This is a genomic window from Rhizobium sp. FKL33, from assembly GCF_005222915.1.
GTDB lineage: Bacteria > Pseudomonadota > Alphaproteobacteria > Rhizobiales > Rhizobiaceae > Rhizobium_E.
Genome location: NZ_STFX01000010.1, coordinates 216,121 through 231,059 on the forward strand (window position 1 = coordinate 216,121; position 14,939 = coordinate 231,059).

Consider the following 14,939-nt stretch of genomic DNA (forward strand, 5'->3'; position numbering starts at 1 on the left):
GGAACAAGGTGGAACATCGCTGCAAATCTGGAATTTCGGCGGGCAGCTCGAACTGGCCCGCCCCTTGCATGGGTATAACTGAGTTGGCCGCTAGGGTTCCGGCGCAGAATGCGCGACTGGTCCGAGAGCAGCCACCGGCGGGGGAGACATCCCGCCGGGTGCACGGCGGGACAAAAGCCCGGGAGACCTCGTTAGCCAAGGGATTGGCGGCGTTGGTCTATGCCGGTCCCTTTCAAGACAAGAAGGGGAATGCACGTGAAGACAATCAGCAAAATACTCGCAACCGCCGCAGCGACTGCTCTCATCACCTGGGGCGGTTTGAGCGGCGCGATGGCAGAGCCGAAGAAGGACTTCAAGGTCGCCTGGTCGATCTATGTCGGCTGGATGCCCTGGGGCTACGCCAAGGATCACGGCATCGTCCAGAAATGGGCGGACAAATACGGCATCAAGATCGAAGTCACCCAGTTCAACGACTATGTCGAATCGATGAACCAGTACACCGCCGGCGCTTTTGACGCGGTGACCTTGACCAATATGGACGGCCTGTCGATCCCCGCCGCGGGTGGCGTCGACACGACCGCTGTCATCGTCGGCGATTTCTCCAACGGCAATGACGCGATCATTCTGAAGGGCAAGGACAAGCTCGAGGACATCAAGGGCCAGAATGTCAATCTGGTGGAATTCTCGGTGTCGCATTATCTTCTGGCGCGCGGGCTCGAAAGCATCGGCTCCTCGGAGCGCGATGTGAAGGTCGTCAACACCTCCGACGCCGACATGGTTGCTGCCTATAAGACAGCGGATGTGACCGCTGTCGTTACCTGGAACCCGCTGGTCGCTTCTATCCTCGAAGATCCGACCGCCAAATCGGTGTTCGACAGCTCCAAGATCCCTGGCGAGATCATGGATCTCATGGTGGCCAATTCCGACGTGCTGAAGGACAATCCCGATTTCGGCAAGGCGCTGGCCGGCATCTGGTATGACACGATGAAGGTCATGACCGCCGACAGCGCCGAAGGCAAAGCCGCGCGCGAGGAGATGGGTAAGGCGTCGGGCACGGATCTCAAGGGCTTCGAGGCGCAGATGGCGGCGACCAAACTGTTCGACAAGCCCGCCGACGCCGTGGCGTTCACGTCTTCGCCCGATCTGCCGAAGACGATGAATCTGGTGCGGAACTTCCTGTTCGAAAAGGGTCTGCTCGGCAGCGGCGCACCGTCCGCTGACGTCATCGGCATTGAAATGCCCGACGGCTCCGTGCTGGGCGACAAGGGCAATATCAAGTTCCGCTTCACCACAAGCTTCATGGATGCGGCGGAAAAGGGAACGCTCTGATTCCTCCGTGCTTGGCGGGCTATTGAGCCCGCCCCCTCCCCTGTTCGATCGGAGCCCATGATGCGGTGGATCAACACTCATCCCAGTAGAGGCGCGCGACTGGCCCTGATGCTTGCGCCTTTCGTGCTGGTCCTGATCGCCTATGCGATCGGTTCGGCGGCCCGGCTCGCCGAAAATCCCAATGACAAGCTGCTGCCGGGGCTGACGGGCTTTGTCGAGGCCATCAATCGCTTCGCCTTCACCGCAGACGCCCGAACCGGCGACTATCTGCTCTGGACGGACACGGCGGCAAGCCTGATCCGATTGCTGTCCGGCCTCGGGATCGCCACGATGATCGCCCTTGTCTTGGGGATTTTGATCGGCATGCTGCCCTATGTCAGATCGGCCCTCTCGCCCTTTGTGGCCACGATTTCCATGGCGCCGCCTTTGGCGCTGCTGCCGATCCTGTTCATCATCGCGGGCCTTGGTGAGACGTCGAAAATCGCGCTGATCGTCATCGGGGTCGCGCCGATCATGATCCGCGACCTTGCCTTGACAGCTGTCAACCTGCCGCGCGAGCAGATCATCAAGGCCGAAACGCTGGGCGGCTCGTCCTGGCAGATCGGGCTGCGTGTGGTGTTGCCGCAGATCCTGCCGCGCCTGATCACCACGCTTCGGCTGCAACTCGGCCCGGCCTGGCTGTTTCTGATTGCTGCGGAAGCGATTTCCGCCGATTCCGGTCTCGGCTACCGGATCTTCCTTGTTCGTCGCTATCTCGCGATGGACGTGATCTTTCCCTATGTCGTCTGGATCACGCTGCTCGCAGTCGCCGCCGATTGGCTGCTGGATCGGCTGCGGATCCGCCTCTTCCCCTGGTCAGAGCTGGAGAAGCAGGCATGAGCGCGTTGAAAATCGACAATGTCTGGAAGGAATATGGCGACCAGATCGTGCTCGAAAGCGTGTCGATCGATATCGAAGACCGCGCTTTCGTGGCGCTCGTCGGTCCCTCCGGCTGCGGCAAGACCACCTTTCTGCGCATGCTGCTCGGCCAGGAGCGGCCGACGCGCGGGCAGATCCTGATCGATGGCGCGCCTTTGCCGCCTGAACCCGGGCCCGATCGCGGCGTGGTGTTCCAGCGTTATTCGGTGTTTCCGCATCTGACCGTGCTCGGCAATGTGCTGCTTGGCCGGGAATTGACCCGCTCCCCTCGCCTCGCGCGTCTGTTCGGCGCCGAACGCAAGGCGGCGCTCGAGGATGCGCGGGAGATGCTGGCGCAAGTCGGACTGTCCCGTTCCGAGGACAAATATCCGGCGCAGCTGTCCGGCGGCATGCAGCAGCGATTGGCGCTGGCGCAGGCGCTGCTGATGAAGCCGAAAGTGCTTCTCCTCGACGAACCATTCGGGGCGCTCGATCCCGGCATTCGCGCCGAGATCCATGTGCTGATGAAGCGTCTCTGGCACGAGAACCCGATGACGGTGGTCATGGTCACCCATGACATGCGCGAAGCCTTCACGCTCGCCAGTCGCGTCGTCGCATTCGAGCGTCCACGCGACCGTCCGGAGGAAAAACTGCGCTACGGCGCGACGATCACCCGCGACATTCCCATCTGGCCGCCGCGCCGCGCTGGCCAGGCCTCTCTCATCCGACCAGACCGGGACGGCCCGGCGCCCAAAGGTCTCTAGCCGGGACGACCCGGTGTCAATTGAAGGAGAAGAACGGTGCATATCCGACGTTCGCCCGAAGAAATCGCCGCCAATCGCGCCCGCTATGAAGAGCATCAGCGCAAGGGGCTCGAATTTGCTCCCAAGGCCCTGCCCGGAAAGAGCGCCAAACCCGCCCCGGAGCTTGTCGCCGATCGGGTTCTGCACCGGGAAACCGTTCCCGGCGGCTGGTATTGGTCGACCCGGGTCCGCAAAAACGAGATCCTGCGCGTGAGCCTCGATCACGGTTTTTCGACTGTCACGCTTGTTGCCTGGAAGGCCGACGAGCCGAGCGAGAGGCTGAACTTGCCGGATACCGTTAAGGTTCAATGGACCACAGGCCTCGGCAAAGGCCGAGTCATTCTCTCGGATATGGGCACGGTGATGTTTTCGATCACCGAGGATTCCTGCGCAGCGCATGATTGCCTGATGGGCGGATCGACGGCGTCCTCCAATGCGCGGAAATATGCCGGCGCAAACGGCGCCGATATCCGCAACACCCGCGACAATCTCGTCAAGCTGACCACGAAGCTCGGTCTCGACCGCCGCGACATTCCCGCAGCGCTCGCGCTGTTTGCGCCTGTGCGGGTCGATGACGACGGACGGTTCGTCTGGAAGCCGGAACTGGTGGAAGACGGCGACTATGTCGATCTTCGCGCCGAAATGGACATGCTGGTCGGCTTTTCCAATTGCCCGCATCCGCTCGACCCGAGCCCTGTCTATTCGCCCAATCCGGTGACAATCACACGAATTGCGGCATCCGAGCCGGCTGCGGACGATCTTTGCCGCACCGCCACCGCCGAGGCCGTGCGCGGCTTCGAAAACAACGCATTGGCTGTGATTTGAGGAGGCCCTGATATGAGCAAGTTTGTCGCCACCTCCCCTGCCCGCACGCCCGAAACCGCCGTGCAGGATCATTACATCCCCGCCGAAGCGCCGTTTTCCACGGTGGTTCGCAAGGGTCAGATTTTGCGCATCGAGGACAGCTTCGGTCAGCAGGCCATCGACACGCTGTTTTACAATGCGGCAGATTATTCCGAGCGTTATTCGAACCAGGATACGATGCGGGAACAGGGCGCGGCCTACGTGACCACCGGCACCAGGATCATCTCCAATGAAGGTAAGGTGATGCTGACCATGACGGCGGACAGCTGCGGGCGTCACGACACCTCGGCCGGCGCCTGCTCCTGCGAGAGCAACACGGTGCGGTTTGGTCACGGCGCCAAATATCTGCATGCTTGCCGCGACAATTTCGTGCTCGAAGTGGCGAAATACGGCATGGGCAAGCGCGATGTGCCGCCCAACATCAATTTCTTCATGAATGTGCCGATTTCCCCAAGCGGCGAGATGACCATCGTCGACGGCATTTCCTCGCCCGGCGATTATGTCGAGATGCAGGCCGAGATGGATGTACTGCTGGTGATCTCCAATTGCCCGCAGATCAACAATCCCTGCAACGGGTTTGATCCCACGCCGATCCGCGTGCTGGTCTGGGATGGCGAGGCCGGCTGATGTTCAAGAAAGTCCTGATCGCCAATCGCGGCGAAATCGCCGTCCGCATCATCCGGACGCTGAAGCGCATGGGCATCGCCTCCGTCGCCGTCTATTCCGACGCGGACCGCTTCTCGAAAGCAGTGCTGATGGCGGATGAAGCCGTGCGGCTCGGTCCTGCGCCCGCCTCTGAGAGCTATCTGAATGTCGATGCGGTCGTCACGGCCTGCAAGCAGACCGGCGCCGAGGCCGTTCATCCCGGCTACGGGTTCTTGTCCGAGAATATCGGCTTTGCCGAACGTTTGAAGGCGGAAGGCATCGCCTTTATCGGTCCGACGCCGGATAATATCGCCGCCTTTGGATTGAAGCACACAGCTCGCGAGTTGGCGCGGGACAGCGGCGTGCCGCTGCTGCCGGGCACCGGGCTCATCGAAACCGGCGAGGAAGCGCTGAGCGCGGCTCTCGAGATCGGCTATCCGGTCATGCTGAAATCCACCGCCGGCGGCGGCGGCATCGGCATGCAGCTCTGCCACGACGCGGAAAGCCTGAAAGCCTCTTTCGACAGCGTGCAGCGCACCGCGAAAGCGAGTTTTGGCGACGCCCGCGTCTATCTCGAACGTTTTGTCTCCAAAGCCCGGCATGTCGAGGTGCAGATCTTTGGCGATGGCGCGGGACGCGTCATCGCGCTCGGCGAACGCGATTGCTCGCTGCAGCGCCGGAATCAAAAGGTGATCGAGGAGACGCCCGCGCCTGGGCTGAGCGCTGCCGTGCGTGAGCGCCTGCATGCTGCGGCGGTCGCGCTTGGTAAATCCGCCAGATACACGTCGGCGGGAACTGTCGAGTTCATCTATGATCCCGCACGCGAAGAATTCTATTTTCTCGAAGTGAACACCCGGCTTCAGGTCGAACATCCTGTCACCGAAGCCGTGTTCGGCGTCGATCTGGTCGAATGGATGATCCGTCAGGCCGCCGGAGAGGATGTGCTGACGGGTAAAGAATTGCTTACGCCGAAAGGCGCCGCCATCGAGGCGCGCGTCTATGCGGAAATGCCGCATGCGGGCTTTCGTCCGAGCGCCGGCTTACTGACGGACGTGGTGTTTCCCGAAGGCGTCAGGGTCGATGGATGGGTGGAAACCGGCACGGAGGTGACGCCTTTCTACGATCCCATGCTCGCCAAGGTGATCGTGTCAGCTGAAACGCGGGAGCTGGCGATCCGCGCCCTCGAAAATGCGCTTTCGCAGTCGGCCATCTCCGGCATCGAGACCAATCTTGAGTATCTCAAGGCGATCGCCGCCTCGGATCTGTTCAAATCAGGCGATGTCGCGACCACCGCGCTCAAGGATTTCGAGTTCACGCCCGATGTCATCGAGGTCGTGGCGCCGGGCGCGCAATCGAGCCTCCAGGAGCTTCCCGGTCGTCTCGGTCTCTGGCATGTCGGCGTTCCCCCGAGCGGGCCAATGGATGAACGCTCCTTCCGCCACGCCAACCGTCTTGTCGGCAATGCCGATGAGACGGCGGCGCTGGAACTGACGGTGTCGGGTCCTGTGCTGAAATTCTGCGCCGATGTCGTCTTTGCGCTTGCCGGCGCGGATATGCCGATGACTCTCGACGGAGAGCCTGTTGCACACAACAGCGCGATCATGGCGCGCGCAGGCCAGACGCTGGCTGTCGGCGCGATCAAGGGAACGGGTCAGCGCGCCTATCTGGCGGTCGCGGGCGGTTTTGATGCGCCTGTCGTTCTCGGATCCCGCGCGACCTTCGGGCTGGGTCAATTCGGCGGCAACGCCACCGGCACGCTTCGCGCCGGCCATGTGCTGCGGCTGGCGCGGGCTTCCCAATCCGGCGTCAAGCCCGCGAGCGAGCCTGCTGATCTCACCCGTAACTGGAGCGTGGGCGTACTCTATGGGCCGCATGGCGCGCCGGACTTCTTTCTCGATGAGGACATCGAAACGCTGTTTTCGACGGATTACGAGGTGCATTTCAACTCCGCCCGCACCGGCGTCCGCCTGATTGGCCCCGCGCCCAAATGGGCGCGCGCCGATGGCGGCGAAGCCGGGCTGCATCCCTCCAACCTGCACGACAACGCTTATGCGATCGGCGCGATCGACTTCACCGGCGACATGCCGATCATTCTCGGTCCCGACGGTCCGAGCCTCGGCGGCTTCGTCTGCCCGGCGGTGATTGCGCGCGACGAGCAATGGAAGATGGGTCAGTTCAAGCCGGGCGACACGATCCGCTTTCATCCGGTGGCGCGGGAGGGGGATGTGGGATCAGCATCCGCGATACCCCCCTCTGTCCTACCGGACATCTCCCCCCTTGAGGGAGAGATGGTCGGCAGGGCAGAGGGGGGTGCTTCCTCGCGCAACGCACTAGGCTCCCCAATCCTCGCGACCCTCAATTCTGGCCCTGTCCCTGTCGTCTATCGCCGTCAGGGCGACGACAATCTCTTGGTCGAATACGGCCCCATGCAGCTCGATATCGCCTTGCGGCTGCGCGTCCATCTGTTGATGGAGGCGGTAAAGGCAGCGAAACTGCCTGGACTGATCGATCTGACGCCGGGAATTCGTTCGCTGCAGATCCATTACGACAGTCTGACTCTGTCGCGGTCGCGTCTCTTGGGACAATTGGCGGAGATTGAGCAAAGCCTGCCGCCGGTCTCGGAGGTGAAGGTTCCGAGCCGCACGGTCTATCTGCCTTTGTCCTGGAACGATCCGGATGCCGAACTGGCCATGCGGAAATATCAGGAACTCGTGCGGCCGAACGCGCCCTGGTGCCCGTCGAACATCGAGTTCATCAGGCGAATCAATGGTTTGGTGGACGAGCAGGCGGTGAAGGACACGATCTTCGACGCCTCTTATCTGGTGCTCGGTCTCGGCGATGTCTATCTCGGCGCGCCGGTCGCAACACCCGTCGATCCCAGGCACCGGCTGGTCACCACCAAATACAATCCGGCCCGCACATGGACGCCGGAGAATGCCGTGGGCATCGGCGGCGCCTATATGTGCATCTATGGCATGGAGGGACCGGGCGGCTATCAGCTGTTCGGCCGGACGATCCAGGTCTGGAACACCTGGCGCCAGACGCCTGTCTTCGGCAAAGACAAGCCCTGGCTGCTCGATTTCTTCGATCAGATCCGCTTCTTCCCGGTAAGTCATGACGAACTGACGGAAGCGCGCGCCGCCTTCCCGCATGGCGGCTATCCGATCCGGATCGAGGAGGGCGAATTCTCCTACGCCGCCTACGAGAAGATGCTCACGGAGAATGCCGCCAGCATCGGCGCCTTCAAGGCCCGGCAGCAGTCCGCCTTCGAAGCCGAACGACAGAGATGGAAGGAGCAGGGCCTCGACAGCTTCGTCTCCGACGAAGGCGCGGCGGCTGGACTGGCTGGCGATATTCCCGAGGGATGTTTCGGCGTTGAAAGCGCCGTGCCCGGCAATGTCTGGAAAGTGCTCGTCGACGAGGGACAGCGCGTGGCGCCAGGCGATACGCTCGCCATCATCGAATCGATGAAAATGGAAATCAACATCACTGCTCATGCCGCCGGCGTCGTGCGCGAATTGCGCGCCGGGCCTGGGCGAAACGTCAAGGCCGGCGATGTGCTGGTGGTTCTGGAGGACAAATGATGCTCCCGCAAATTCTCGACATCGCATCGCTCAAAGCCGCTTATGCGAGCGGCCTGCCGCTTCTCGATCTGGTCGAAGAGGTGATTTTGCGCATGCAAGCGTCGGAAGATCCCGCTGTTTTCATCACCCCTGTTTCACCGGAGGACCTGCGCGCGGCGGCAAAAGCGCTTCTGGCGCGGGCGCCGGAGCCGAACAGCCTGCCGCTCTGGGGCATTCCCTTTGCGGTGAAGGACAATATCGACGTTTCAGGCTTTCCAACCACAGCCGCCTGCCCCGCTTATGCCTACACGCCTGAGCAGGACGCCACCGTCGTGGCGCGGCTCAAGGAGGCCGGCGCTCTGGTGATCGGCAAGACCAATCTCGACCAGTTCGCCACCGGCCTCAACGGCACGCGCTCGCCCTATGGCGCGCCGCGATCAGTGTTCGACAGCGCTTACGTTTCCGGCGGCTCGTCCTCGGGCTCGGCCGTTGCCGTCGCCTCGGGATTGGCGAGCTTTTCGCTCGGCACCGACACGGCGGGATCGGGCCGCGTTCCCGCCGCCTTCAACAATCTGGTGGGGGTCAAGCCGACGCCGGGTCTCGTGCCGAATGTCGGCGTGGTGCCGGCTTGCCGCAGCGTCGATGTCGTCACCGTCTTTGCTGCGACTGTCGGCGACGCGACGTCCGTTCGCAAGGTCATGGACGGCTATGACGCGCAGGATCCGTTCTCGCGAAAGGCTGAACCGACCGCCCTGCCCTTCTCAGGGCTTCGGATCGGCGTTCTCGACGGCGCCGAACGCGAATTCTTCGGCAATTCCGAGGTTGCAGCCTTGTACGACGCCGCCATCGAGCGCGCGAGAAGCCTCGGCGCGACGATCGTGCCCTTCGACTACGCGCCATTCCGGCAGGCGGCGGAACTGCTTTACAATGGTCCCTGGGTGGCTGAGCGGCTGGCGGCGGTCAAGGATTTCCTCGACACAAACGCCGATGATTTCGATCCGACCGTCCGCAAGATCATCGAAGGCGCGAAGGCCTATAGCGCGGTCGACGCTTTCGAAGGCCTCTACAAGCTCGGCGCCCTCGGCCAGAAAGCCAAGGCGGAATGGGAGAAGCTCGACATTCTCATGCTGCCGACCTCACCGACCACCTACACGGTGGAAGACATGCAGGCCAATCCGATCGTCAAGAACAGCCATTTCGGCCGTTACACCAATTTCGCCAATCTGTTCGGCTATGCCGCGATCGCTATTCCCGCCGGCTTTGACTCCAAGGGTCACCTGCCGGCGGGCGTCACTTTGTTCGGCCCCGGCTTCTCCGACGACGCGCTCGCGCCGTTCGCCGACGCCATGCATCGCGCGCTCGGAGTTGGCATGGGCAAGGACCGTCAGGCGGCGCTGCCTGAGGCGAGCAAAGTCGCGTCTCCGGCCTCGAACTGGGCTCAGATCGTCGTGGTCGGCGCGCATCTCACCGGCATGCCGCTCAATCATGAATTGACCGTTCCTGGCGGGCGGCTGATCAAGGCCTGCAAGACCGCAGGCGATTACCGCCTCTATGTCCTGCCGAACACCACGCCGCCGAAGCCCGGTCTCATCCGTGACCCCGGCTTTTCCGGCGCCGGGCTCGATGTCGAGGTCTGGTCGATCCCTTATGACGCTTTTGGTCGTTTCGTGGCGAATATCCCCTCCCCGCTCGGCATCGGCAAGGTCACGCTGGAGGACGGCAGCCAGGTTTCGGGCTTTCTCTGCGAACCCTTCGCTGTTCAAGGCGCGCGCGAGGTTACCGATCTTGGCGGCTGGAGAGCCTATATCGCCTCTCTGAAGAAATAAGTGGCACAGCAGGACCCGGGCCAGGTGCCCGGGTCCCCGCTTGCATGCCGGACGGGGCTTGTTTAGGAAACACAGGATGAGAGTGTGGCGACGCAACGCGCCAGACCAAAGACTATGAGGCCGCCCTCTCCGGCGGTCAGACGAGACGAGGCTGTCCGTGACCAATGTGATCAAGTTCCAACCGCGGAAAAAACCGGACGCGCCGAAGGGCCCTCGCCCGGAATGGCAGAAAAAGGCGTTGATCGGCGCGGGTGTGGCGGCGTTTTTCGTAGTCGTCTGGGCCTATTACGCCTTCATAGCCCCGGCTCAGCTGCCTGCGCCCTGACGCGCGGCCTGTGACATCGCCTGCTCGAGCCGCTCGAACACCACATCATCGCTCATCTGCGCGACGTTGAAGCGCATGAAACCCGTTGCCGTCTGTGCATGACTGAAGGCGTTGCCGGGGGCGAGAACAAGATTGTGTTTGAGCCCGGCACGCGCCACATCCGCCGCGTCCAGCCCGTCCGGCAGTCGACACCATAAAAACATGCCGGCGTCCGGTTCGATCCATGGCGAGATCCCGAGCTTGCGCAGCCTCGTCGTGGTTGACAGCCGCGCCTGCGAAAGCCGCGCGCGCAACGTCTCAAGGTGCTTGCGATAGCCGCCGTCGCTGAGGACGGCATAAGTGAGATCGGCCGACAACCGCCCTCCCCCGAAGGAGGTGGCGATCTTGATATCGATCAGCGTGTCGATCCAATCCCGCTTGGCGGCGATATAGCCGCACCGCGCCGAGGCCGAGAGCGTTTTCGAGAAACTGCCGATCTGGATGACCCGCTCCAGCCCGTCGAACGCCGCGAGCCGCGGCGCTGCCCGTTCCTCGAAATCCGCGAAAATATCGTCCTCAATGATGACGAGGTCATGCAGTTCCGCCTGTTTCAGCACCCGGTGCGCCGTCACAGAAGAGAGGACCGCGCCGGTGGGATTGTGAAGCGCGGAATTGGTGAGATAGATTCGCGGGCGGTTCTCTGTTGCGATCCTGGCGAATAGCTCGAGATCGGGCCCATGCGGCGTATAGGGCACGCTGACGATGCGGGCGCGATGCGCTCTCAACAGAGCCTGGAAATTGAAGTAGCACGGATCGTCCACCATCACGGTATCGCCGGGAGACAGCAGCAGACGACAGAGAAGATCGATCGCCTGGATGCCGGATTCGGTCAGCATGATCTGGTCGGGGCCAGCCTCCACCCCCTTCTCCGCCATCCGGCGCGACAACAGTGTCCTGAGCGCCGGCAATCCGAGCGGCGAGCTGTAAGCCATGAAGCCGGCAGCCGGCGCACGCGACGCCTGCCGCAAGGCCTTGCGCATACCCTCTTCCGGCAACCAGCTGGATGGAAGCCAGCCGCAGCCGGGCTTCGGCTCGTCGTCGCCGCTTTCGAGAGATTGCCGCGACACCCAGAATGGGTCGATGGCGCGGTCCAGTCGCGGCTCAGCCGCGGCCAGTTCAAACGGCGCCACGTGACGAGCGACGAAGAAGCCCGCGCCGGGGCGCGAGGTGATCGCCCCCTCCGCCAGAAGTCGGTCATAGGCCTCGACGATCGTGGATGTCGAAAAGCCGAGCATGGCCGCGAGTTTGCGGATCGACGGCAGCTTTGCGCCGGCAGCGAGGCTGCGATTGGCGATGCGCTGGCGAATAAGGTCGGCGGCCATGGCCGCGCGCGGCATCGCTTTGGGGGAAGCCTCATCCATCTGCACTGGTCCTTGCGCCATCACAGTTTGGCCGAACTGTATCAGACTGTTTCTGGCTTCGCCATCGAGGTCCATCCATAAGACCCGAAAACAGGAGAGGCTTATGACGCGTGAAACATCGGGACTTGTGAGCGGTCTGATCGGGGTGATCATCTTCAGCGGGTCGCTGCCCGCCACCCGCATGGCGGTCGCCGACTTTGATCCGCTTTTTCTCACGGCGGCGCGGGCGGCGATTGCGGGTGTGCTTGCTCTGGGTCTGCTGCTCATCTTTCGTGAGAAGCGTCCCGTACGGGGCGACCTCGTGTCCCTGGCCGTTATCTCCAGCGGAGTGATCCTAGGCTTTCCGCTGTTGACGGCGCTTGCGCTCCGCAGCATCACCTCGGCCCACTCAATCGTCTATATCGGCCTATTGCCTCTCGCGACAGCGGTCTTCGGCGTATTACGCGGCGGCGATCGGCCCCGCCCCGCTTTCTGGATATTTTCGCTGCTCGGCAGTTCTTGCGTCGCCGGCTTCGCGTTGATGCAGAGCGATGCGCGGCTTGCCAGCGGCGATGCGCTGATGGTCGGCGCGATCCTGGTCTGCGGATTGGGTTACGCTGAGGGCGCACAATTGTCGCGGCGACTGGGTGGGTGGCAGGTGATTTCCTGGGCGCTGGTTCTTTCTCTGCCGATCATGTTGCTGGCAGCGCTCCTGTTGTTTCCGAGTGAGAAGACATCAGTCAGCGGTCAGGCCTTGTTTGGCCTCGCCTATGTGTCGCTGTTCAGCATGCTGATCGGCTTCATCTTCTGGTATCGCGGGCTTGCCTTGGGCGGCGTCGCTTCGGTCGGACAATTGCAATTGCTGCAACCCTTCTTTGGACTGGCGCTTGCCGGGCTGCTGCTGGGTGAGACTGTGAGCCCGGCGATGCTGGCGGCCACCCTGGCGGTGATCGCCTGCGTGGTGGGCGCCCGAAGGTTCAGCCGCCCAATGGCGTCGCCGTCTCAACGTGGTTGACAGCTGGCAACTGGGTGCGCGCTTGGAAACGTGGCCTCCTGTCGTGTTGACTTGAAACTCCAGAGAAGTTGACAGCTGGCAACTGAATAGACGGATCAAGTCGCCAGCGGATCAGTATCTCGGGATGCGCGATGCTGGAAGCGCCTGAATTGCCATGCCCGTCAAGGCGTGTTAGCTCCGAGAAAGGGTTCGGCGTGTGGAGGCGCCGTCCCCGGGAGGAATAGCATGCATGTGATGATTATCGGCGCCGCCGGCATGATCGGCCGCAAACTTCTCGAAAGGCTCGTCGCCGATCCCGGAGCCTTGGGGCGCGAGATTTCTCATTTCACTTTGGTGGATGTGATTGCGCCGACGGCGTTGCCGGCTGTGCCCTCGACCCTTGTCACGGCCAATCTCGCCGACACCGGCGTATCCGAACAGCTCATCCTCTCGCGTCCGGACGTGATCTTTCATCTCGCCGCAGTGGTCTCGGGCGAGGCCGAGGCGGATTTCGAAAAGGGTTATGCGGTCAATCTCGATGGGACTCGAAATCTGTTCGAGGCGATCAGGCGGGAAGGGCAGGGGGAACCCTATCGGCCGCGTCTCATCTTCGCCTCATCGACAGCGGTGTTCGGCGCGCCCTTCCTTGATGTGATCGACGATGACTTCCTGACGGCGCCTCTGACGAGCTACGGAACGCAGAAGGCGATCGCGGAACTGCTGCTGTCGGACTATTCCCGTCGTGGCATTTTCGACGGCGTCGGCTTACGTCTGCCGACGATCTGCATCCGGCCCGGCGCGCCGAACAAGGCGGCGTCAGGTTTCTTTTCGGGAATCCTCCGTGAACCGCTCAACGGGGAGGAGGCTGTCCTGCCCGTAGACGATGATGTCCGCCACTGGTTCGCGAGCCCACGCTCGGCGGTCGGTTTCTTCATCCATGCTGCTCGTCTGGATCTGGAGATGGTGGGGACAAGACGAAACCTCACTATGCCGGGTCTGTCGGCCACGGTGGCGGAAGAGATCGAGGCTCTGCGCCGCGTCGCGGGAGACAAGGCCGTCGGGCTGATCCGTCGACAACCGGATCCGACCATCGCGCGGATCGTGGCGGGGTGGCCGACAGGCTTCACGGCGGAGCGCGCCTTGAAATTGGGCTTCCGGGCTGAGACCAATTTCGACGACATCATTCGTGTTTATCTTGATGAGGAAAAAGGAGGGCGCAGGCCATGACCGAGACAGAGCGCAAGCAACAGCGAGTGGCGTTGGTCACGGGCGGCGGCACTGGCGTGGGCAAGGCGATCGCTCGCGGATTGGCGGCGGCCGGCTGGAGCCTGGTGATAACAGGTCGCCGGGGAGATGTGCTTGAGAAAGCGGCGGCCGAACTCATCGAAGCCACCGGGCAGAATGTCATGACTGTCATCGCCGATGTCGGCGATCCCGGTTCTGTCGCCAATTTGTTCATCGCGACCGAAGCCAGATATGGCCGGCTCGATCTGCTGGTCAACAATGCCGGTGTCGGAGCGCCGGCGGTGCCGATGGAAGAACTGAGTTTTGAAACCTGGAACGCTGTGGTCGCGGCAAACCTGACCGGCGCCTTTCTCTGCACCCAGCAGGCTTTTCGGCTGATGAAGGCCCAGACCCCGAGGGGAGGGCGGATCATCAATAACGGGTCGATTTCTGCGACCACCCCGAGGCCGCATTCCGCGCCCTATACCGCCACCAAACATGCAATTTCAGGTCTGACCAAATCGACGGCGCTCGACGGCAGGGCATTCGACATCGCCTGCGGCCAGATCGACATCGGCAACGCTTCGACAGAAATGACCACCACGATCGCCAAGGGCGTCTTGCAGGCCAATGGCGACACGGCCGCCGAGCCGACGATCGATGCGTCCCTGGTCGCGGACGCCGTCGTCTATATGGCCGGCTTGCCGCTCGAGGCCAATGTGCTGACCATGACGGTGATGGCGACCAAGATGCCTTTCGTCGGACGCGGATAGGGCAGGGGCCTTGCCAGGCCGCTGTTACCACGTTGCCAGCTGTCAACATGGGGGCAGCCGAGGTCGGTGTTATAGGCCGCACGCGACACTTCAGGGCGGCATCCACCCGCCGCCTGAAAAGATAGGCTGATCGGAGAGGGCTGAAGCGCGGAAAAGCCCCTGAATTCACGCGTCGCACCGCCAAAAATGAGCGCTTCTAGAGGTGCGCTCGGAATACACCATATAAAACAATAGCTTATCATTTTTCTCTGATTGCCTGGAATTTTGTTATTGACGGTATGTGGGTCGGTTTGTATAAGCCGGGACATCGACGGGGG

12 protein-coding genes and 1 riboswitch are annotated in these 14,939 nt (G+C 62.4%); of the genes, 11 read left to right on the forward strand and 1 reads right to left on the reverse strand.

Annotated features, from left to right (window positions below; translation table 11 throughout):
• The first annotated feature begins 79 nt into the window (after positions 1-79).
• Positions 80-187: riboswitch (guanidine-I (ykkC/yxkD leader) on the forward strand.
• A gap of 68 nt (positions 188-255) precedes the next feature.
• The 8 genes from E8Q41_RS08575 (at position 256) to E8Q41_RS25505 (ending at position 10,252) form a co-directional block, all read left to right on the forward strand.
• Complete coding sequence (locus tag E8Q41_RS08575) at positions 256-1,329, forward strand: putative urea ABC transporter substrate-binding protein (RefSeq protein ID WP_137155110.1); 1,074 nt, start codon at positions 256-258, stop codon at positions 1,327-1,329.
• Positions 1,330-1,389: 60 nt separating this feature from the next.
• Entirely contained in the window at positions 1,390-2,208 is an 819-nt protein-coding gene (locus E8Q41_RS08580) for an ABC transporter permease (RefSeq protein WP_137155111.1), read from the forward strand.
• Positions 2,205-2,990: an ABC transporter ATP-binding protein gene (locus E8Q41_RS08585; RefSeq protein ID WP_137155112.1), complete on the forward strand. Its 786-nt coding sequence runs from the start codon at positions 2,205-2,207 to the stop codon at positions 2,988-2,990. Before E8Q41_RS08580 ends, E8Q41_RS08585 begins: the two co-directional genes overlap by 4 nt.
• A gap of 36 nt (positions 2,991-3,026) precedes the next feature.
• On the forward strand, positions 3,027-3,854 hold the full coding sequence (locus tag E8Q41_RS08590) for an urea amidolyase associated protein UAAP1 (RefSeq protein WP_137155113.1): 828 nt from the start codon (positions 3,027-3,029) through the stop codon (positions 3,852-3,854).
• Positions 3,855-3,866: 12 nt separating this feature from the next.
• Positions 3,867-4,520, forward strand: a complete 654-nt coding sequence (locus tag E8Q41_RS08595; RefSeq protein ID WP_137155114.1) for an urea amidolyase associated protein UAAP2 — start codon at positions 3,867-3,869, stop codon at positions 4,518-4,520.
• Entirely contained in the window at positions 4,520-8,122 is a 3,603-nt protein-coding gene (gene uca, locus E8Q41_RS08600) for an urea carboxylase (protein ID WP_137155115.1), read from the forward strand. Before E8Q41_RS08595 ends, uca begins: the two co-directional genes overlap by 1 nt.
• Positions 8,122-9,927, forward strand: coding sequence for an allophanate hydrolase (gene atzF, locus E8Q41_RS08605; RefSeq protein WP_137155131.1), 1,806 nt, complete (start codon positions 8,122-8,124; stop codon positions 9,925-9,927). Before uca ends, atzF begins: the two co-directional genes overlap by 1 nt.
• A gap of 157 nt (positions 9,928-10,084) precedes the next feature.
• Positions 10,085-10,252, forward strand: coding sequence for a hypothetical protein (locus E8Q41_RS25505; RefSeq protein ID WP_170976410.1), 168 nt, complete (start codon positions 10,085-10,087; stop codon positions 10,250-10,252).
• Here E8Q41_RS25505 and E8Q41_RS08610 read toward each other — a convergent pair.
• Positions 10,234-11,652, reverse strand: coding sequence for a PLP-dependent aminotransferase family protein (locus tag E8Q41_RS08610; RefSeq protein WP_137155116.1), 1,419 nt, complete (start codon positions 11,650-11,652; stop codon positions 10,234-10,236). The genes E8Q41_RS25505 and E8Q41_RS08610 overlap by 19 nt on opposite strands.
• Before the next feature lie 103 nt (positions 11,653-11,755).
• Between E8Q41_RS08610 and E8Q41_RS08615 the strand changes: the two genes are divergently transcribed.
• From E8Q41_RS08615 to E8Q41_RS08625, 3 genes are all read left to right on the forward strand, one after another.
• Positions 11,756-12,646: a DMT family transporter gene (locus tag E8Q41_RS08615; protein WP_137155117.1), complete on the forward strand. Its 891-nt coding sequence runs from the start codon at positions 11,756-11,758 to the stop codon at positions 12,644-12,646.
• A 225-nt stretch (positions 12,647-12,871) separates the two neighbouring features.
• Positions 12,872-13,852, forward strand: coding sequence for a D-erythronate dehydrogenase (denD, locus tag E8Q41_RS08620; RefSeq protein ID WP_137155118.1), 981 nt, complete (start codon positions 12,872-12,874; stop codon positions 13,850-13,852).
• Positions 13,849-14,622, forward strand: a complete 774-nt coding sequence (locus E8Q41_RS08625; protein WP_137155119.1) for an SDR family oxidoreductase — start codon at positions 13,849-13,851, stop codon at positions 14,620-14,622. The genes denD and E8Q41_RS08625 overlap by 4 nt, the downstream gene beginning before the upstream one ends.
• The last annotated feature ends 317 nt before the right edge of the window (positions 14,623-14,939 follow it).